Below are 19549 nucleotides of genomic sequence, written 5' to 3'. Positions count from 1 at the left end.
GCATCGGCTATTTTTATCAATAGAACCTAAAAAGGAGGCTGCTATATGAACTCATATGTATTCAATCTTCAGGATCTTGACAGTACAAAACTTCCCCTTGTAGGTGGTAAAAGCGCCAACCTGGGCGAGCTTGCCAAAATTGAAGGCATATATGTGCCGGATGGGTTTTGCATTTCAACCCAAGCGTATAAAGAACTCATTGAGGGAACGCCGCAGATCAATGAGCTGCTGCATCAATTGTCCCTGCTGAAGACGGAACAGCGGGAGGCCATCAGTACCTTAAGCGCAGCCATTCGCAAAGCGATAAAAGTAATTGCCATTCCTGATGCTATAAAGGATGAGGTTGTTCAGCTGCTTGCCAGGTTTGGTGAAAACAATGCTTATGCCGTACGGAGTAGTGCAACCGCTGAAGACCTGCCAACGGCATCCTTTGCGGGTCAGCAGGACACTTATTTGAACGTAACAGGCAGGGAAGAAATTCTAAAACATATCAGCAAGTGCTGGGCTTCGTTGTTTACCGATAGAGCAGTTACCTATCGTATTCAAAATGGGTTCGATCATCGAAAGGTTTATTTATCGGTAGTAATACAGAAGATGGTATTTCCGCAGGTAGCTGGTATTATGTTCACCGCCGACCCTGTTAATGGTAACAGAAAGATAGTATCCATTGATGCCAGTTTTGGACTGGGGGAAACGCTGGTAGCAGGTTTGGTAAATGCCGATAATTATAAAGTACGGGCAGGTGTGGTGATTGACAAGAAGGTATCGGCCAAGAAGCTGGCTATATATGCCGTACAAAATGGGGGAACCAAAAAACAGGAGATTGAAGCCGCCCGGCAAAACACGCAGGCGTTAACCGATGAGCAAATAGTACAATTGGAATATATAGGCAGAAAGATAGAAACGCATTTTGGCCGGCCGCAGGATATTGAATGGTGCTTGGTTGATGATAAGTTCTATATAGTTCAAAGCCGACCCATCACTACCTTATTTCCCGTACCCGAAATAAATGACCGGGAAAACCATGTATATGTATCTGTAGGGCATCAACAAATGATGACCGATGCCATGAAGCCATTGGGTTTGTCGTTTTACCAAATGATAGCCGGCGCGCACATGCGTACTGCCGGTGGAAGGTTGTTTGTTGATATTACAAAAGGAGTGGCAACGCCTTCGGGCCGTGATAATTTATTAAATGTATTTGGACAATCTGATCCGCTGATAAGAGATGCGTTGGAAACGGTTTTGGAGCGGGACAATTTTATACCGTTGTTACCGGATGATGGAAAACAGTTTGGGCTTATTAAAAGTCATAAGGGTATGTCTGCTGCAGACATACAGGCGCAGGCCGGAAACGATGCCGGCATAGCCAAGGTCCTGATTGAAAAGAGCGAGGATGAAATAGAAACGTTGAAACAAAGCATTCAATCAAAAACAGGAGTAGAACTATTTGATCTTATTCAGAATGAAGTAGTGTTGTCAAAACAGGGGTTAACTGAAAGGCTGAATATAATTATGGCCGGAATGAATGCCGCATTCTGGATCAATAATCAAATGAAAGAATGGCTGGGTGAAAAGAATGCTGCAGATACGCTTGCGCAATCGGTACCTAATAACATTACATCGGAAATGGGACTTGCATTGTTGGATGTGGCCGATGTAGTGCGGCCTTATGCTGAAGTGATAGCATATCTTGAGCGGGAACATGATGATAATTTTCTTGATGGATTGGCGACGATCAATGGCGGACAGGAAGCGCGCGAGGCCCTTATTAGTTTTTTAAACAAATACGGAATGCGATGTGCGGGGGAAATAGACATTACGAAAACCCGCTGGATAGAGAAACCGGGTACATTAGCGCCGCTGATCCTTAGCAATATCAAAAACCAGGAACCTGGTGCCAGTAAACGAAAATTTGAACAGGGGTTACAGGAAGCATTGAAAAAGGAACAGGAGATATTGGAACGCCTGGCAGTGTTGCCCGATGGTAAGCGAAAGGTGGAAGAAACAAAACAAATGATCGATCTGCTGCGAAATCTTTCGGGTTACCGGGAGTACCCGAAATACAGTATGGTTAACCGTTATTTTATTTATAAACAGGCAATGCTGAAAGAAGCAGCAAAACTGTTACAGGCAAAAATGATTCATGAAATAGAAGATATATACTATCTAACGTTTGCAGAACTGCGTGAAGTAGTGCGCACGCATACGCTCGATCACGAACTCATCAATAAACGAAAAGAAGAATACAAAATATTTGAAAAGCTAACGCCGCCACGGGTATTAACCTCCGAAGGAGAGATGGTCTCAGGCAAGTACAAACGGGAGAATCTTCCTGCCGGCGCTATCATTGGATTGCCAGTATCATCGGGTACCATAGAAGGGCGGGCGCGTGTTATACTCAATATGGCCAATGCGAACCTTGAAGAAGGAGATATTTTAGTAACCACTTTTACCGATCCCAGTTGGACGCCCCTGTTCGTTTCAATAAAGGGTCTGGTAACCGAAGTTGGCGGCGTTATGACGCATGGCGCGGTTATAGCCCGTGAATACGGTTTGCCGGCTGTAGTGGGTGTTGAGAACGCAACTAAAGTTATAAAAGAAGGGCAGCGGATAAGGGTAAATGGTACAGATGGGTATGTGGAAGTGTTGACCTAACGGTATGTGTTCCTAAGGGCATTACCGCATTGAAAAGGATGTAACCGGTTGAGTTACATCCTTTTTGCATTTTGTATGCGAAACATGAAATATAGTTTAACCCATTGACGTTAATATAGTTGCTTTGGAACAATAACAAGAATGAGTATCTTTAGCTGTTAAGATTGCTTTAACTCAACTATCTGCATGAATGTTTTAGAATTTTGGGGCCGTCTTATCTGGGGGGGTATGTTAGGTATTCTCTCTGTATCACAGTTTAGTGAAAAACACCCTGAATCTGGCATTGCTGCAATAATGACTGCTTTTTTTATTGTTTTATCTCCCGTTTCGCTGCGTCGCGATGATCAACGCCCTCGTCCCTTATCATCTTTAAAAAATGATTTCGATATATACATGCTACTGGCCTGGAGTCGTGGCATTCTTGGACTGCTTTTGGGAGTAGGGGCAATAGGTATGTTAGAGAGTACCCCAAAAAAGGAGTATAACGATACATGGGCAGCCCTGATAATATTGGTGTTGGGCTGGTTATTGGTATCGCCTTTAGGAGATAGGGTATTTACTTATTCGCGGCACGATAAGACAACACATGGGAAATGGAGCTGGAGCTCCAGATCAGGTGTTTTGTACTTAGCAAGGTTTGCAGGGTTGATTATAACCATGTGTGGAGCAGGCATACTTAATGGAAAAGATGCAAATGTGCCTGATGCCATTTTTGTATTGATTGCTGGTGTGGCGCTTATTTTTATAAAACAGATCAAATATTTCTTCTCAGGTATTAAACAGGCGCCCAGAAAGCCAACGCCAATTGTAAGACTTAAACCGCCGGTGTATGTAAAAGAAGTAAAGCCTGAACAACCTGCTCCTGTTATTACAACCGTTAGTCAGCCAGTTGAAGCGGAGGTTAAAAAGGCATCCAATCTGGCAGAGCATTATAAAGCGTTACAATTGTTGCCTTTAGCCGAAAAAGGAAAAGCATTTGGCACATTCCTCAATCGCTTATTTGATACTGAGGGATTGATGACCTCCGGCGACTTCACCGTAAAGGAAACTGTTATTAGTGGCAGTTTTGAGCTGGAAGGCCAGATCTATATTCTTTCTGCCAAATGGGGCACTGAGAAAAGTGATGAAGATGCGTTGCTGGTGTTTAATTCTAAAGTAGAATCGAGAAGCACCTGGGCGCGGGGTATATTTATTAGTGAAGCCGGGTTTACCAATGATGGGCTGGCCCTGTTCGCCCAGGGTAAACGTACCAGTATTATTGGTATGGATGGTAGAGACCTGCAACTGGTTGTAGAGGGCAAGCTTTCGTTAACTGATGCCATTAAACGAAAAGCGCGCCGCGCAGTGGAGACCAATAACTTTTTTGTGCCATTACGTGAACTGATATAGTATCATCAACTAACCAAAACATATATTGCTGCCTTTATGTATCGCCTCGTTTTTTATTCCTGTTGTGTTTTTTGTGTTGTGTATTTTGGTGCTTTTGTACGTATGGTGGTTGGCGGTTACTGGTATGCAGCAATAGCCAGTGCTTTTGTTACGCTTCTTGTGAGCATACCTTTAATTACGTATTATGTAAAATGGCGTAAACCGGTTTTTATTCCGCTCAAATGGTCAAAAGTTCCTTCCGCAGATAAATATAGATGGGTTAGAAAAGGTACGGCAGCCTTGTTTTGTTCGGTTGTTATAGGCGCCACACAACATCATTATTATAATGAGGGTATTGCTATGGCCGCCGTTTGTACTGTTTTTCTATTACCAATTGATAAGTGGATATTTGGCCCCGCTTCTAAATATCCCATCAATCCCTGGAGATCGACCCGGTATGTCATTATTGTTGGCGTGCGTAATTTTGGAGTATATTATTGTCTGTGGCATTTGGGAAATTATATAAATATCGAATCAACCTATACCTACCAGGAGTCTATCAGGGGAATGATAATAGGAGCGTCGCTATTGCTTATAAGACCGTTGGTGTTATTGGTGGCTCCTGAAAAACCACCCAAAACGATGAATATAAACAAGGTGGCTGAAACAAAAGAACCAACAGTTGCTATCGAACCGGCGAAAGAAGCCGAGCTCATACCTGCCACTGTGGTTGAAGTAGAAGAAGTTGTGCCGGAGAAAACATCCGAAAAAAAACAGGAGCAACCACAGCCCGATCTAAAGACTTTAAAAGAAACTTATGTAGGCTTACATGATCTTACAAACCAGGCCCGCGGTTTTGCCTTTCAACGTTTTTTGCACAGTTTGTTTACTGCACATGATCTTATTACCCGTTCTGCGTTTAGGCTTAAAGGCGAAGAAATTGATGGCAGTTTTGAGTTGGGCTCGCATACCTGGTTGTTAGAAGCCAAATGGTATTCGGTTCCTACGCCACAAAGCGATCTGCTGGTGTTTAATGGTAAGGTAGAAGGTAAATCAACCTGGGCTCGTGGCATCTTCATTAGTTATGCCGGTTTTTCAGCTGACGGGCTTATTGCTTTTCGCCATGGAAAACGCACCAGCATTATTGGTATGGATGGCAACGACCTGCTTTTGATACTCGATGGCGTCGTTACTTTACAGGATGCCATAAAATTAAAATCAATGAAAGCCGTAGAGAATAATGACTTCTTCGTTCCCCTTTCTGCTTTATTATAAATACATATGGGTTAAAATTTATCAACCACTTTTTCGAGATCAAGTACAATACCCACATCCTTCATTTCTTTAGCGAGTTTCATTTTCCAGGCGCCGTTTTCATCGTAGCGGGTATACAATACACCCTGCAGATCGCCGGGGATTTCGGGATCGCCTTTTAAAAGCATTCTCACTTTTTTACGGCCAAGTTTACACAGGTAATAACCAAGCTCAAAGATCACGTTTTGCCGGGCACGCAGGGAGCCATTGCTAAGCAGGTCATCGGGGCTCATAAGGGCAATAACATAATCGGGGATATACCGGTCGTCTTGGCCAGCGACTTTGTTTCCAATATACTCTCCTTCATATCCTGCGAGCTTTGTGGCAGTATTTCGGCCAGGTTAATATTGATAAGCGAAACCAGGTGACTGAAATTAGCATGCAATTCTTTTGAAATATGGTCGAGTGTTTGCTCCTGGATCTCCAGCTTCGATTGCAGTAATGTTTGATTGAACGCCTCTCTTAGCTCAAGCAATTCCTGTTGATTTCGAAATCGTTTTTTCTGATACAGAAATAAAAAGTAAATAACGGCCGCACCGAAGAGGAAGATGATCAGCGTTGAGATCACCAGCGTTAGGGTTGTTATTTCAAAGAATGAGGCTTGCATAAAAAGGAAATTAAATAAAAGGTGTACATGAGCACATTTAATGCATCATTTATATAAAAATAGGAATTAGCCACTTTGGACTGCTCTCTGGTGTGGTATTCGAAAAGAATGAACAACGGCAACGTTGCAGAATAATACATGAATGTGCCCAGCGCTATCCAAACTTCGGTTGAAGCGGCCAGGTTAATGATCCTTTTCTCGACAGGTATACTATTTTATTTGAAGCCGAGAATGGCGTAGAGCTAAAGGAAAAGCTAAGTCCGAAATGCCTGCCCGATATAGTACTGATGGATATAGAAATGCCCGACATGGATGGATTTGAAACGGTGAGCTGGCTTAAGAAGTATTATCCCGATATCAGCATACTGGTGGTATCGATGTTTGAATCGGAAGAAGCTATTGTAAGAATGGTGCGACTGGGTGTACACGGATATTTATCGAAGGATATTGAGGTGGAGGATATGCACAAAGCACTGGAAGCGCTGGCCGCCAAAAAGATCTATTTTTCTGATATGGTTACAACTGCGCTGGCCAATGTAGTGCAAAACGGGGGACCCTCAGATGCTACCAATAAAACAGCTGAGAATAAATCGTTATGGGAAAGCATTTCGGAAAATGAACGCATTTTTTTGAATTATGCCTGTACAGAACTAACGTATGCCGAAATAGCCGATAAAATGAAATTAAGCCCCAAAACCATCGACGGGTACCGGGAAACCCTTTTCCTGCGCTTTCGGGTAAAAAGCCGGGTAAGCCTGGCCATGTTTGCGGTAAAGAATAATTTGGTAAAAATTTGAGGCGTGTGTAGCTTTTCAAATCTAAAAACCAATCAAATGAGAAATTTGATCTTCGGAATAAATATGACACTGGATGGCTGTTGCGACCATACCAAAGGAATAGCTGACGAAGAGGTTCATGAATTTTTTACAAACCTTATGCGGGATGTTGACCTGCTGGTGTATGGCCGAAAGACCTATCAATTGATGGTGCCCTTTTGGCCCGATGTGGTAAAGAACCGTTCTGCTTCAACAAAAGCAATGAACGAATTTGCTGAAACATTCAGCGCCATTGATAAAGTTGTTTTCTCCAAAACACTGGAAAGTGCTGAGGAGAAGAATACGAGAATTATTCGTGGGAACCTGAAGGAAGAAATACTCAAATTGAAACAGCAGCCGGGTAAAAATATTTCAACCGGCGGTGTAGAACTGCCTGAACAACTTATTGAACTTGGTTTGGTTGACGAGTTTTATTTTGTGGTTCAACCTCTTATTGTAGGTGAGGGTAGGCGGTTGATGAACGGTACCAGTTTGCAGGAAAAATTACAACTGAGGCTGGTTGAGTCAAAAACCTTTAAGTCGGGATGTGTTGCGCTTCACTATGTTAAACAGTAACATGGGTAGTTTTTCATCTTATATTAACCAAATAAATAAAAAAGGATTATTACCTTTATGTAGATGAAACGGATTATCCTTTTTGCAGCAATACTGGTATCTGCTGTAGTTGTAAAGGCACAGATGCCCCTTACATTTGGAAATATAGATCCAATGCATCCTGCTTTCAGGCATTTTCGCCAGGTAGCCGATACCAATACCCATCAAAAAAAATGGATATTTACTAAATATGCCAGTGTTTCAACCGGATTTATGGCATTTAAGGGCGGCAGTGGTTCCTTTTTATCGGCGCCCATAGGGGTACAGGTGACCCGGCCGTTGAATAATAACTTATACGCCTATGCCGGTCTTTCGGTGGCGCCTACCTATTTCAATTTTAATAGTCCATTTTTTCAGCCAGGCATTAATAAGGGCAATGGTTTTATGAACGCTAATAACTTTGGCGTTTATTCGGCTGCGCATTTAGGACTGATGTATATCAGTGATGATAAGTCGTTTTCAATCTCCGGCGGTATAAGTGTGGGCCGCAACGTCTACGATAATCGAATTCCATATTATACGCCGGTAAATTCGCCAGTGAATAGGAAGATAGGCTATTAGTAAGCCCAATAAATTTCTACTATAATTACGCCCCAATTTTTCTCTCTGGGAAACAATACAGCAGAAACTGTGTAGTATATCTCATTCCATGAATTAGTCTAAAAATAGTAAGTTCGCTAATAACTAACATACTCCTCACTGTTAAAAACAAAGCGATGAAAACTTACAGGTTTATTAAGACTGGTGACGATTGGTTTATTGACCTGCCAGAATATATTGAGCAGGGTGGTAATTACGGCGACCTGCAAATGGTTGACGGCGCCGATACTATGTTGGAGTTGATGGCAGGGGAGGGAGAGGCGGTAACCCTCACTATTGGTACGGAGCCTTTTGCCGGGGCCGATGAACTGGTGCTAACGGAAAAGTGCGACCCTTTTATTGGTGGGGGTTATTATTTGATGAAAACCTACCATGGAAAGGAGATCAACCACAGCATGTGGCTGTGCCAGGTAACGGAATTTGTGTTTGGCAATTTGCCGGAACGTATCTTTGTAAGGCAGGAAAATTAGTAAAAACTTTAAAAAATACCTATGTGGCAAAAGGTTTGGGCTATAATCAGAAAGGTATTGGTACCTAAAAAGAGCTGTTGTAAATAAAAGAACAGCAATATTTTAAAAAAATTGCCTTGTATTTTGGAAGGGAATTAGCAATGTCGTAATATTGCCTCCCGTTTGAAACGGCTGATAAGCGAAGCTATAAATCACTGATTTTAAGTAAGCTAGGTTGTAGAAAAAGCGGAAATTTGACATAATTGCCCAGATGGCGGAACTGGTAGACGCGCTAGACTCAAAATCTGGTTATCGCAAGGTAGTGCAGGTTCGATTCCTGTTCTGGGCACCAAGACCTCGACGAAAGTCGGGGCTTTTTTTATTCTTACAAGTGGACAATTATAAAAAGTGGATCAAGTCAAGTCAGGTTAGTACCTCCTGATGTCGCGTGATATCTTCAGTGCAAGTAGAAGTTTATTCTGTTTGGAGATTTACTTACACCGAACGAGTTTTTAACCTTCCCAGTCCTCGTAAAATTCATGAACTTCGTCATTACCAGCATTTTTAGTAGATTGCATTTTGCATTGTATATGCCCCTAAACACCCAATAAACTAATGTGCTGACAAATGATCAACCCAAATGAAGGCTTAAGTGAATATTTCGATGAACAAAGTCTGAGATTAGCGTGGGAGCGCATGAAGTGTTCAAATGGAAGAGATGTACGAGACTTTTTTGGAATTGAAGTATTTTCTATTTCTCTAAAGTCAAACCTAAAAGCTCTTTCTGAAAAAATAGCCGCCGGTAACTACCAGCCTCAAAGACCATTTAAGTACTACGAGCCAAAAGCGTCAAGAACGCATCGAACAAAGACCGTTTTATTTATTGAAGATGCAATCGTTTATCAGGCTATCGCTAATAGAATTGCCTTCAATAATTTTGAGAATCTTAATAGATTTAATGATTATGTTTTTGGTAGCGTTCTCCATCCACAAGTTGCCGGAGGGAACATGTTGTTGGACATGGCCGATGGAGATTATTATTTTTTCGACTATTATGTTCCTCTTTATAACCGTTTCGTGAACTCTGTTAATAAGGAATTGGAAAACCCCAATATCCGTTTTAAACTGGAGACTGATATCACTGGTTTTTTTGATTCGATTCCACACTCCAAATTATTAATTGCGCTTTCAAGAAATTTTCAGGTTCCAGATGTAATTCTGGAATTGTTAAAACACGCATTGAATGTGTGGTCTGGTACGCGTGATTCAGTGACCTTTGGAGTCGGCATTCCGCAGGGGCCAGCAGCGTCTTTCTTTTTCGCAAATGTGCTACTCGCAGGATTGGATGAAAAAATTACAACAGCAGGGTATGCGTATTATCGATACATGGATGACATAAGGATATATGAAGAGAAAGAAGATAGCCTTCAAGATGCATTAATACTAATCGATAATTATCTTAAAAGTAATAGCCTTTCTCTAAACACGAAAAAGACCAGTATCGAAGAGATTAAGGTCGATCGTAACTTTAAAAAGTCCCTTGCATCCCCGTATGATGATGACGAAGGTGCTAATCTTTCCAGAGAGGAGGGATTGAGGCGTGGAAACGATCTTCATGCCATTCAAAATGATTTCGCAGCCCACGATGTAAATGATGTAGTTGGAACGGAGGATCTCAAAAGACTAACAGTTGAAGAGTTAATTGAATTTTGTCATTCCGAAATTGAAATCGTCGCAATCGAGCTTCCCAAAAGAATGGACGAAATAGGAATGATGTCTGAACATCTCGCAATGGCTTTAACTGATCACGAAATTCAGCGTGAGATCATTGACTTGGCTTTTCGTTGGAGAAATGCGGCCAACATTCTTAAAAGTATAGGCCGCAAACCGATTCTACACAAAAGCCTGATACCTTATTGGATTGAAGGTATCACACACATGTTCTGGAAGGCGAACCATTTTTGTTGGAACCTTAATCAATATGGTCCTGATGAACATATAAAGCATAACCTTTTGAAGCTTTTTCAAAAATTCAAACAGCTTGAATGGGTTCGATATCAAATTCTATCGAATATGGCTTTGGTTCAGCGGTTTAATCTTTCTGAGCTACGTCATTTCTTTCGAGAGCTTTTAGAAGAGCAATCCGAGCTAACACGACTAGGGTACTACCAATTGTTATTATCTCATTTAGAAGTAGGACAACAGTTACTAACTGCGGTTAATACAAAGGTGTCACAAGAGAAATCACTGTATTTACGTCAATACCTGGCGTTGGGTGTAGCAAAAAGACAGGGCTTGGGTAATTCAGAGATAATTAAAAATTGGTTTGGCTTATGAGTAGTCAATTATCATCCCATGAGGATCAATTACTCAATGGAAATCAACAGATGACCGACGTTCTGCGAGACGCCTTTTACATTTTTATGGGAGATGAAAAGATGAAAGAGGACGTAGCAAAAGCCCCCTTTCTTTGGTTATATCGTGATATTATCGATCAATTTGATCTGGATTTTGATTTTAAACAAGCATTAGGGGAAGGTATTTTTGAGGATGTTAATGAGGCTGCGGAAGTTTGTACGAACATCGCAATACTTTTCGATCGTTTAGAGGACAAAATGACTCATTCCTGGATCACTGGGGTTTTAAAAACAATTGATCATGTGGTAATACACTATATAAGTGCTTTTCTTGGAGGGTTTAAGAAATATCATGACAAAGGAGAAGAAACTGGCAGATACTGGCAAATGCAGGAGCAAGAAGAGCCAATTAAATCCGCGGGAGCTAACTTGGGCTTTGCCTACCAATACAGGAGTGATTTCGAACATCCTAGCCTGTACAAAGATCGTAAGGGTCAAATAAGATTGAGGAAGCCAAATAGGAATAAGATTAAAAGAACATGTAAGACCTTTTTTAAAATTGCTTTTCACAGTCTTCTTAATGCATATAAGCTAAAAAGGAATGAGAGTGCAGTAGCGTAATTTTAATTACAGAACCAGCTGCCATAATATGCATAAGTAGTTTTGAATAATCCAAACGAAGCCATATTATCATTAGCAGTAGCCACCACCTGGAGAACAGCTATGTGCAGTTCACAGAATTCATAGGAGCACCGTCTTTGCCACCCATTGATGTTACCGAGGAATTGTGTACACGCTTCCGGGATTACTTGTTGGCAAATTTTACAGGCGACACGCCGATGAATTACTGGTCGCGTTTTAAAAAGGTAATAAAAGCAGCCTACAAACAACGCTATTTTATCGATAATCCCGTGGATGATGTGAAAGGAAAAGTAAATCCAAGTAAATCCATCAAGGAGAATATGGAAATAGAAGATTATATCAGCCTACTCGGAACACATTGCAAGAATCAACATATAGCGGATGCATTTATTTTCAGCATGTATACAGGATTGAGGTGGTGCGATGTGAAGAAGTTGCAAGATGTAGCCATTACTAATGATATCATGATCAAGCGCCTAGTGCAGTCCAAGACGGGAAAACCAATGAGTGTGACCCTACATCCGATCGCTTTGAAAGTTGTTCAGAAGGTTCACAGGGAAAGATTGGCTACCGGTAACATATCACCTTTACTGTTCGAATTACCCACCCGCAATGGCACTAATAAAGTAATTAAAGGGTGGATCAATGATGTCAATATTAGCAAGAAAATCACCTGGTCCGGCCCGATTGAGCTTTTCGATATTATTGCTTGACAAAAATGTGGATGACGCGACTGTAGCTTACCTTATGGGACACAAAACCACAGAACAAGTGCGAAAAATCTATAAACGTCATCGTCCGAAAGATGAGCGAGAATCCATCTCCAAGCTGCCAAATCCTACTGATGTGGCCTATGATATATATATGCGTGACCTTTCGAAAGCAGATGAATACATTCCAGGGTTGTCAGCTTCTCACAGTAATGCAGCTAACGATGCCATAAGTACGGGAATTTAATTTTGTGAGCCTCTTTATATACTCGCTGCCGGGCTTTGTCCGGCAGTTTATTTTTGGAGACAATCTTACAATTATGATTAAACATGATGAAAGAGTTGTCATGAGGGCAATTGCCCTTTGTTTTAAGCCCTATTTAAAACCAGAGGAGGCTATGATATATTGCAATCAGCAGCATACGCAGTTTGCACGGAATTGTGCTGAAATGGGCATCTTTAAAAACGATCGGGGCTATTATAGCAAAAAAGATTTAGACCGATTAATGGGCGAAAATCAGGGAAAAGCTAAATTATAATGAAGACAAGAACATTTCATCGGCTTTCAACCCATTACCTGAAGCAGCGATAAACGGACTTCTGATGCTAAGGCTAACATTGAACATGGTACCATAGATGGATAATGAAAGAAGCTTAAACCTGAATCCGTCTGGCGCCGATTATTTGAGAACCAGCAAAATCTACAATGTAATCTCCATAAGCATCGCCATCCGTTCTGTCGGGTGTACCATAAGTGAAACTTATTTCCCATTTGGCATAGTTTGAAGAACCATAGTGATCTTTACCTTTGTAATGTATGGATTTTGAAAACTGCATTTCATACTGTTCGCTGCCGCCCTTGAAAAATGCCTCCCCTACCGCCGTTGCTAATGTTTGTGCATGGGCGACTAAATAATGTAACCTGTGTGGGTAGTCAAGTGTCGTAATTAAATCCGCTACATCTTTCCAGTCTACTTCATTTGTCTGATCAGAGGGTAAGTTAATATAAAATTCTATTGCTATAATGTCAATGACTAATTGTGCAGACCACCAGGAAGAGTTATTACCCTGGTGAAAAGTAAATTCTACAGATTTATAGGGCAGGTTGATTTTTTTAGTTGTCATAGGGCTGACAAGTTATAAGAAATGGACCGGATAAGGAAGGCCACTTAATAAAAAATTATTAATTCTGCTTCTATCCATTTTCTGGAAGTAGGATGTTTACGGGTGTTCCTTGTTGTATGGTTACGCCAAATAGCGGAAGACTTCCTGATCACATCTGCCCTGCCTTATTTTTTTGATTGGGTTCCAGCGGGTCCTTTGATTGCCATAGAGGTCTTCAAAAACGGCTACCATTCCATATTCTTCTTCTTTCGTCGGTCTTACAAAAGAGATAAGTGCAAGTGTGCCGGCAGGGTACTAATCAGAGCCTTAAACCAAACCAATAATCGCAGTGTTTCTACATTGTGGCTTTTCTATCACCAAATCCCTTTAAAGAATTATTTTATAGGTATCGAAGAAGCAGTAATCACCGAACACGAATTTAACATATTTCCAACCGGGTATTACGGGCAACATCCAGGCCCGGGGAGTTTTGTTTCACCTCTTGTGATCCTTCTTTCTAAATTGGTAGATAAGCCGGACTAAAGTAAAGTTGCCTTCTGCTCGTACCTCGAAAATCGAAGTATTAACAGTTTGCATTCATTCCGTTTTGATTATTAATGGTTTTAGCTTAAAAATAAGCCTCAATTCTTCCACCTCCTGGTTCGATATTTCTCCAACGTGGGGCACCAAAAGAAAAGGCTTTAAGTCGTTGGACTTAAGGCCTTTTTAGTTTGAAGTAATGTAATATCCGTTCGATTCCAAATGCGGGGGTGCTGAGAATACATTCAGAAGGCGTTGTAAAGACGTGTAAAATCGCAGAGTAGCGTGATTCAAATATGGAAGGCAATGTTGGCTGCAGTTTGATTAATGTGTTAGTTCCATTTCATTCCTGTCTCTATGATTGTATTTAAAAACGATTCCGATCCACTCTATGGAATAATAAATACAGGGTCCAGTGAAATATTAATTAGGAGTTTACCATTTTGAACTTTTGTTGCTATGGTTTTTTCAAAAAGGTCGGTGGCAGACGCTGTTTTACTTTCCCATGGTATGTTGTAAGAAGTTGGAAGTTGATCCTCACCTGTATACAGGTGACGTCTTTCCCATGCAACAAATATTTTTTTTGAGCTACTAAACTTCACTTTGAATAGAAATAACTTAGGAGCGTTTTTGACTTTAACCTGCGTTATGTTAGTAAAGCCTGCAAGATGTTTAGTGAGTAATGAGATTGTTGCAGCATGTGGATATGTCTTTGACGAAAAAACTGGAGGCTCTTTTCTTGGTCGGGAAACTGGAAATAATATCCGGGAGGGTTAAACAAACCATCATAACCGCCCAGCACAACTGTAGCGTCGGGAATCAGCATCTTTAACTGCCTTATGAAAGAGTTTTGTTTGATTGATAAATTCATCTACACTGCCATCCCAAAACATTCGATTGTTCGGTTCACTATCATTTTGCCAGTATTTTACCTTCCCGCTACACCGCTTCACTACCTCGAAAACAAATTGATAATACTCGTCTGGCGATTTTGCGAGCGATGCTGGTTGCACTACCGTGGATGTTCTTGTTGCCCATGCCGAAGATGAAAACAAGCATACCAGAACCTGATCTGTTGGTTTGATTTGCGCTACTAAACTGTCAACAGCCGCCCAATTGTATTTGCCTTTTTCTGGTTCACTACGGTGTGTTGAAAAATGGCATTGATGAGCTGCATACAGTTTCGCCTTAAAAAATTTTGATCTGCATGCTGTCAGCCTGATCTGAAGTTGAATTACGATTCGATGATGAGGTTTATTTCTTTCAGCCCAATAGTAGTATTACGTCTGTCCCGCTTTTAGCAATATGTTAGCGGCTTGTATTGCTTTTTTGATTCGAAAGTTCTGTGGGGGTCTTACCAAATTGTTTTTTGAAAGCATAAGAGAAATGTGATAAGTTTTCAAAACCTACTTCGTAGTATACATCGATAGGCTTTCTGTTTTTTTCAGTTAATTGAAAACGGGCTAGTTCTAGACGTTTTTGTGTGAGCCATTTTTGCGGTGAAGTGTCGTACGCTTTTTTGAAATCTCTTTTAAAAGTCGTTAAACTTCGACCCGTCAGGTAACTAAATTTTTCCAGAGACATATTAAACATATAATTTCGTTCCATAAACTCGACAAGGTTGATTTTGTGTGGCTCGGAAAAGTCGGATAAAATATTGTCAATGTCTTTGTCTATGGAACGCAATATGGTAATTGCTTCTTGTGTTTTCAATTTGGAAAGCTCTTCAGGTAATTTGTAGTCTAGGTCGAAATACGGCAGCATAGAAGCAAAAAAGCTTTCTAATAAAGGACTTTTGCTTAGTGGAATAATATTATCATTTTTGAAACTCGGAATAACTTCAGTTTTCTTATGTTCATAAAATTCTCTCAAAACTGCTTTGGTCAGCTTCACAATTATAGCTTTGTATGGTATACCATCTTTCTCCGATTTTATCAGCGTGGCTAACCGGTTTCTTGGAAAGAGATGTGTATCGCCTGCTCCAAAAAAGTAAGTTTTACTTGACTGAATTACTTTTAATTCGCCCGACAACACCCTAACAATGGCATGTTCTTCCGCAATCATTTCAACATTGTGATCAATTGCTTCACTGCACGTAAACACAATGTCAACATGGCTATTTTTTTGTATTATGGACATGGTGCAAAGATAAAAAACAAGGCTCACCTATATGAGCCTTACTTTTTTAAATTATTCAACGTTAAATTTTGTGTGTGTCAATTCTTCACTTAATGCCCAAAGTTTTTGGGCTGCTTCCGGTTCTAATGCGAACGGTGCTACACCCGGTATTCCTGGCGGGTTTATTTTTGCTGCCTCACTGTTATAGGAATTGGGATCGTAGTTGGTTATTTCAACATCTTCCAGATATACGCCCCCAATATTATTCAGTTGCGGGCTTGTTGCTGCCCAAATGCTTGTTGCCGCTCCCTGTTCTTTGGTTTTCAGTATTTTCTTTAATGCTGCTTCGGTTTCAGCGTTTGGTGTTCCATCTGCATGTAAGACCCCTAAGGAAACAAAATCCTCAACTCCCAAATACCTGGTCAAATTGGTTTCAAAAATTACGCCGGGGTGCAGGGTAAAGGCCCGTACTCCAAATGGCTGTGCTTTTTTATCAAGTTCTACCGTGAAGAGAATGTTTGCAGTTTTAGCTTGTCCATACGCTTCAAATTTGTCATAATTTCTTGTATTAAAATTTACATCTTCAAAAAGAACAGGCGAATAATGATGCCCAGAAGATGAAACGGTTATCACTCTCGCACCGTTTGCTTTTTTCAATGCGTTCCAAAGCTTCGCAGTCAATTGAAAATGTCCCAGGTGGTTGGTAGAAAATTGCCCTTCATATCCACGTTCATCACGTTGCAACGGGGTCCACATAACACCTGCATTATTGATGAGCATGTGTAATGGTCTGTGAGATGCTAAGAACTTTTCAGCAAATGCGTTAATGGAAACAGGATTGGTCAGTTCCAATCGTTCTATTTCCACATTGTCAATACCAATTAGATTTTGCTTTGCTTTTTCAGTGTCTCTTGCTGTTACGATAACAGTTGCCCCTGCTGATGTCAATGTCTTTGTGGTTTCTAAACCAAGTCCACTGTCACCTCCTGTTACGATTGCAATTTTGCCTGTAAGGTCAATTCCCTTGATTACGTCTGTAGTTGTTGATGTCGCGTTGAAGCCTGAAGCTATTGGTTTTTGTAATGCTCCGTTGTAATTATTTTGTCCCATTTTTTGAAAATTTCTGTTAGGGCAAAAGTAGAAAGCATTTTGTCGGGGAACTTTGTTTGAACGGCTGATTTGTTTTGTTTAAAAGGCCGGTTTTTGTCGGGAATATCTGCCCGTCGATTTGATTTGCGCCATCACCGAATTGCGCATTTTGGGCTATCCCGTACCTGAGGAATACGAATGGGCCGTTAAACGCTCTATTGCTGATTGTAATTTGCAAATGAAGAAAAACGGGAGGCTAAAGCGGCGCAGCCATTCCCCGGATGATATAAGCAACAGTGAGTTCATATTCATCGCTGGCTATACCAGCAACGGCGTACCCTCCGGAATCCGCCGGGAAGAGACGGATGCCTCAGATTTTTAGAATTCTGCAAAACCAGTCTTTATGAGGCAAATAATTGGCTTAAGCTTATAAATTAAACTCAATTCTTCCTTCTCCTGGTTCGATAATTCTCTTATGTGGGGCTCCAAAGAATAAAAAGCCTCAAGTTGTTGAACTTGAGGCTTTTTTCGTTTAAATCAATTTTTACTTTTTGCCTGTAAAACCTCAAATTGTTGTAGAACAATAGTTTATACGGTTCAATTCCTGTGAAGGTCAAACTTGCAAAAACAGCCAAAGCAGAGAGTGACTAATCTTTGGTTCCTCTCCACTATATTTAATTGGTTACTTTTAAATGCTGAATTTGGCAATCTATAATTTCGAAATGAAATTTCAATGTAATGGGGCTTCCTGGAAACGTGCCGGAACACTCTGCCGACAATACACTTGAAGTTCCATTCTCGGTATATTCAAGAGGTTTCATCACTGATTGGTATTTTTCATTGGATTCTTTAATCCAAAGTTCTATCTCTTTTCGTCCCTTGTGTGTTTTGCCTTCATCATAAACTACGGCTGTTTCGGAAAAACAATTTGCGTAAGTAACGCTATCAAAGGCGTTTTGTGCTTCTACTAAATCTGATACTACTTCCGGTAGGTTCATTATTTTTTATTTTGAGGTTATTAAATAGTCGGTACAGTTCCGCCGTCAATTACAAAATTTGTTCCTGTTAAATAATTGGCTCTTGGCGAAACCAAAAAGCCAACTAACTCAGCCACTTCTTCCGGTTCGGCGGGCCTGCCGTAAGGTATTCCACCCAATGCGTCCATGACACCTTGCTGAGCTTCTTCTACAGTACTATTTGCATTTCTTGCGATCTCGCCCAACCAGGCTATCGATGCTGTTGTATTTATCCATCCTGGTGAAACAGTTAGCACACGGACACCTTTGGGCGTAACTTCATTTGATAAGCTCTTACTGTAATTGATCAATCCTGCTTTTGCAGCTGCATAAGGCAAAGTAGAATCGTACAGTGGCAATTTGCCCTGTATGGAAGCGATGTGAATGATAACACCAGTTTTTCTATTTATCATTTGCGGTAAAAATCCTCTGTCAAGCCTGATAGGAGCAAGCAAATTAGCTTGTAAGGTTAATTCCCAATCCTCATCATTTAATGCGATAAAGCCACCGGCGGGTGTAGTTGAAGAACCAAGGTTGTTCACAAGGATATCCAGGCTCGCATAAGTCGATAGTACTTCGCTGATTACTTTTTGTGCGCCTTCTGCCTTACTCAAATCGGAAGGAATGAAATGCAACTTGCTGTTTTCTTTTTCGGGTGCATTCCTTGCTGTTATAATTACCGTTGCGCCTGCTTGTAAAAGCCTTTCTGCAATTGCCCTTCCGCTTCCTTTTGTCCCACCCGTAACCAAGGCAATCTTGCCTAATAGCTCATTTTGATAATCCATTTTAGATTGTTTTTAAGTTTCTTTGTGCAAATCTCCGAAGTACGTTAGTTCCTCACAAGTACGGAGTTACGATTCAGATAGGGATAAAATTTTCCCTTATTGCAAAAACTGTGATATAGGTTTAATTTTGCGATATGTATGAAAGGAAAGTAATACCGAACTTGAATTGTGGCCTTGATCTGATAGGTGAAGTACTATACGGTAAATGGAAGATACGCTTGCTTTGGTTTATCGATCAGGGACATAAGCGTCCAAGCGAACTGCAACGCAAAATTCCCGATGCTTCACGCAGGGTTTTGAACATGCAGTTAAATGAATTGGAAAAGCATGAACTGGTTACGAGAAAAATTTATCCTGTTGTACCGCCAAAAGTAGAATACAGCCTTACTGAATTTGGTAAGACGTTAATCCCCGTGATTGCCGCCTTAGGGCAATGGGGCGATAAGCACGAAGACCGTTTACGGGATGTGATTTTAAAACGTTTGTAATACCAACTACAACCGGGCGCAATGATGTATTTTGCATGTATAAAGATCGCTGGAGTGAAACTGGAAAACACCCGGGGTTATAAGACTGGAAAATACCGGGGCATTTTCCTCAGGAAGAAACACCGGATGCTATCCAGTAAAAATTGTAGTACAATGGAACCTCCACCCGGAATACTCCGCCTGTTCCAGGGAGGCAAAGTAGTATAAATCAGTTTTTCCAATTGAAAAAAATGTAAATTCTTTTTAATTGAAAGAACCTCTAATTGAACAAACA

General features: G+C 40.9%; 19 protein-coding genes and 1 tRNA gene. 13 read left to right on the top strand and 7 right to left on the bottom strand.

What is annotated here, in order from left to right; all coding sequences use genetic code 11:
• The first annotated feature begins 45 nt into the window (after positions 1-45).
• The 3 genes from ppsA (at position 46) to GGD38_RS18785 (ending at position 5301) form a co-directional block, all read left to right on the top strand.
• Positions 46-2658, top strand: coding sequence for a phosphoenolpyruvate synthase (gene ppsA, locus GGD38_RS18795; protein ID WP_375301923.1), 2613 nt, complete (start codon positions 46-48; stop codon positions 2656-2658).
• 228 nt (positions 2659-2886) lie between these two features.
• Positions 2887-4047 (top strand): hypothetical protein, encoded by a 1161-nt coding sequence (locus tag GGD38_RS18790; protein ID WP_375303859.1) that lies wholly within the window; start codon positions 2887-2889, stop codon positions 4045-4047.
• Positions 4048-4083: 36 nt separating this feature from the next.
• Positions 4084-5301 (top strand): hypothetical protein, encoded by a 1218-nt coding sequence (locus GGD38_RS18785; RefSeq protein WP_375301921.1) that lies wholly within the window; start codon positions 4084-4086, stop codon positions 5299-5301.
• An 11-nt stretch (positions 5302-5312) separates the two neighbouring features.
• On the opposite strand, the gene GGD38_RS18780 is transcribed toward GGD38_RS18785, so the two are convergent.
• Both GGD38_RS18780 and GGD38_RS18775 read right to left on the bottom strand, forming a co-directional pair.
• Positions 5313-5573: a TIR domain-containing protein gene (locus GGD38_RS18780; RefSeq protein ID WP_375301920.1), complete on the bottom strand. Its 261-nt coding sequence runs from the start codon at positions 5571-5573 to the stop codon at positions 5313-5315.
• The gene (locus GGD38_RS18775) at positions 5570-5947 is read right to left on the bottom strand and encodes a hypothetical protein (protein ID WP_375301919.1); all 378 of its coding nucleotides are present in this window, start codon (positions 5945-5947) and stop codon (positions 5570-5572) included. Before GGD38_RS18775 ends, GGD38_RS18780 begins: the two co-directional genes overlap by 4 nt.
• Before the next feature lie 212 nt (positions 5948-6159).
• Between GGD38_RS18775 and GGD38_RS18770 the strand changes: the two genes are divergently transcribed.
• The 9 genes from GGD38_RS18770 to GGD38_RS18730 all read left to right on the top strand — a co-directional run bounded on the left by GGD38_RS18770 (position 6160) and on the right by GGD38_RS18730 (position 12674).
• Positions 6160-6744, top strand: a complete 585-nt coding sequence (locus tag GGD38_RS18770) for a response regulator (RefSeq protein ID WP_375303738.1) — start codon at positions 6160-6162, stop codon at positions 6742-6744.
• A gap of 36 nt (positions 6745-6780) precedes the next feature.
• On the top strand, positions 6781-7338 hold the full coding sequence (locus tag GGD38_RS18765) for a dihydrofolate reductase family protein (protein ID WP_375301918.1): 558 nt from the start codon (positions 6781-6783) through the stop codon (positions 7336-7338).
• A gap of 63 nt (positions 7339-7401) precedes the next feature.
• Positions 7402-7938 carry a hypothetical protein gene (locus tag GGD38_RS18760; RefSeq protein ID WP_375301917.1) on the top strand — a complete coding sequence of 179 codons (537 nt, stop codon included), beginning with the start codon at positions 7402-7404 and terminating at the stop codon, positions 7936-7938.
• A gap of 155 nt (positions 7939-8093) precedes the next feature.
• Positions 8094-8447, top strand: a complete 354-nt coding sequence (locus tag GGD38_RS18755) for a DUF6717 family protein (protein ID WP_375301916.1) — start codon at positions 8094-8096, stop codon at positions 8445-8447.
• Between the two features lie 244 nt (positions 8448-8691).
• Positions 8692-8778: transfer RNA gene (locus GGD38_RS18750), tRNA-Leu, on the top strand.
• A 275-nt stretch (positions 8779-9053) separates the two neighbouring features.
• Positions 9054-10763 carry a reverse transcriptase domain-containing protein gene (locus GGD38_RS18745; RefSeq protein ID WP_375301915.1) on the top strand — a complete coding sequence of 570 codons (1710 nt, stop codon included), beginning with the start codon at positions 9054-9056 and terminating at the stop codon, positions 10761-10763.
• Positions 10760-11404, top strand: coding sequence for a hypothetical protein (locus GGD38_RS18740; protein ID WP_375301914.1), 645 nt, complete (start codon positions 10760-10762; stop codon positions 11402-11404). Before GGD38_RS18745 ends, GGD38_RS18740 begins: the two co-directional genes overlap by 4 nt.
• Before the next feature lie 65 nt (positions 11405-11469).
• A complete protein-coding gene (locus tag GGD38_RS18735) occupies positions 11470-12138 on the top strand; it encodes a site-specific integrase (protein WP_375303737.1) in 669 nt (222 codons plus the stop codon).
• A 317-nt stretch (positions 12139-12455) separates the two neighbouring features.
• A complete protein-coding gene (locus GGD38_RS18730; RefSeq protein ID WP_375301913.1) occupies positions 12456-12674 on the top strand; it encodes a hypothetical protein in 219 nt (72 codons plus the stop codon).
• Between the two features lie 115 nt (positions 12675-12789).
• Here the strand turns inward: GGD38_RS18730 and GGD38_RS18725 are convergent, their stop codons facing one another.
• The 5 genes from GGD38_RS18725 to GGD38_RS18705 form a co-directional block, all read right to left on the bottom strand.
• Positions 12790-13260 (bottom strand): hypothetical protein, encoded by a 471-nt coding sequence (locus tag GGD38_RS18725; protein ID WP_375301912.1) that lies wholly within the window; start codon positions 13258-13260, stop codon positions 12790-12792.
• A gap of 1827 nt (positions 13261-15087) precedes the next feature.
• A complete protein-coding gene (locus GGD38_RS18720) occupies positions 15088-15918 on the bottom strand; it encodes a helix-turn-helix domain-containing protein (protein ID WP_375301911.1) in 831 nt (276 codons plus the stop codon).
• A gap of 51 nt (positions 15919-15969) precedes the next feature.
• Positions 15970-17007, bottom strand: coding sequence for an SDR family NAD(P)-dependent oxidoreductase (locus tag GGD38_RS18715; protein ID WP_375301910.1), 1038 nt, complete (start codon positions 17005-17007; stop codon positions 15970-15972).
• Between the two features lie 653 nt (positions 17008-17660).
• Positions 17661-17984, bottom strand: coding sequence for a nuclear transport factor 2 family protein (locus GGD38_RS18710; RefSeq protein WP_375301909.1), 324 nt, complete (start codon positions 17982-17984; stop codon positions 17661-17663).
• A 20-nt stretch (positions 17985-18004) separates the two neighbouring features.
• A complete protein-coding gene (locus GGD38_RS18705) occupies positions 18005-18787 on the bottom strand; it encodes an SDR family oxidoreductase (RefSeq protein WP_375301908.1) in 783 nt (260 codons plus the stop codon).
• 134 nt (positions 18788-18921) lie between these two features.
• Between GGD38_RS18705 and GGD38_RS18700 the strand changes: the two genes are divergently transcribed.
• Positions 18922-19275 carry a winged helix-turn-helix transcriptional regulator gene (locus GGD38_RS18700; RefSeq protein WP_375301907.1) on the top strand — a complete coding sequence of 118 codons (354 nt, stop codon included), beginning with the start codon at positions 18922-18924 and terminating at the stop codon, positions 19273-19275.
• Positions 19276-19549 lie beyond the last annotated feature (274 nt).

Source organism: Niastella sp. OAS944, from assembly GCA_024809215.1.
Taxonomy (GTDB): domain Bacteria; phylum Bacteroidota; class Bacteroidia; order Chitinophagales; family Chitinophagaceae; genus Niastella.
Note: the sequence above shows the minus strand (reverse complement) of the source record. Positions and strands in the feature narration are given on the sequence as shown.

What these genes read in the sequence shown, in the direction of transcription:
- ppsA (WP_375301923.1), top strand. Translation starts at nt 46, where the DNA reads ATGAACTCATATGTATTCAATCTTCAGGATCTTGACAGTACAAAACTT.
- GGD38_RS18790 (WP_375303859.1), top strand. Translation starts at nt 2,887, where the DNA reads ATGTTAGGTATTCTCTCTGTATCACAGTTTAGTGAAAAACACCCTGAA.
- GGD38_RS18785 (WP_375301921.1), top strand. Translation starts at nt 4,084, where the DNA reads ATGTATCGCCTCGTTTTTTATTCCTGTTGTGTTTTTTGTGTTGTGTAT.
- GGD38_RS18780 (WP_375301920.1), bottom strand. Translation starts at nt 5,573, where the DNA reads ATGAGCCCCGATGACCTGCTTAGCAATGGCTCCCTGCGTGCCCGGCAA.
- GGD38_RS18775 (WP_375301919.1), bottom strand. Translation starts at nt 5,947, where the DNA reads ATGCAAGCCTCATTCTTTGAAATAACAACCCTAACGCTGGTGATCTCA.
- GGD38_RS18765 (WP_375301918.1), top strand. Translation starts at nt 6,781, where the DNA reads ATGAGAAATTTGATCTTCGGAATAAATATGACACTGGATGGCTGTTGC.
- GGD38_RS18760 (WP_375301917.1), top strand. Translation starts at nt 7,402, where the DNA reads ATGAAACGGATTATCCTTTTTGCAGCAATACTGGTATCTGCTGTAGTT.
- GGD38_RS18755 (WP_375301916.1), top strand. Translation starts at nt 8,094, where the DNA reads ATGAAAACTTACAGGTTTATTAAGACTGGTGACGATTGGTTTATTGAC.
- GGD38_RS18745 (WP_375301915.1), top strand. Translation starts at nt 9,054, where the DNA reads ATGATCAACCCAAATGAAGGCTTAAGTGAATATTTCGATGAACAAAGT.
- GGD38_RS18740 (WP_375301914.1), top strand. Translation starts at nt 10,760, where the DNA reads ATGAGTAGTCAATTATCATCCCATGAGGATCAATTACTCAATGGAAAT.
- GGD38_RS18730 (WP_375301913.1), top strand. Translation starts at nt 12,456, where the DNA reads ATGATTAAACATGATGAAAGAGTTGTCATGAGGGCAATTGCCCTTTGT.
- GGD38_RS18725 (WP_375301912.1), bottom strand. Translation starts at nt 13,260, where the DNA reads ATGACAACTAAAAAAATCAACCTGCCCTATAAATCTGTAGAATTTACT.
- GGD38_RS18720 (WP_375301911.1), bottom strand. Translation starts at nt 15,918, where the DNA reads ATGTCCATAATACAAAAAAATAGCCATGTTGACATTGTGTTTACGTGC.
- GGD38_RS18715 (WP_375301910.1), bottom strand. Translation starts at nt 17,007, where the DNA reads ATGGGACAAAATAATTACAACGGAGCATTACAAAAACCAATAGCTTCA.
- GGD38_RS18710 (WP_375301909.1), bottom strand. Translation starts at nt 17,984, where the DNA reads ATGAACCTACCGGAAGTAGTATCAGATTTAGTAGAAGCACAAAACGCC.
- GGD38_RS18705 (WP_375301908.1), bottom strand. Translation starts at nt 18,787, where the DNA reads ATGGATTATCAAAATGAGCTATTAGGCAAGATTGCCTTGGTTACGGGT.
- GGD38_RS18700 (WP_375301907.1), top strand. Translation starts at nt 18,922, where the DNA reads ATGTATGAAAGGAAAGTAATACCGAACTTGAATTGTGGCCTTGATCTG.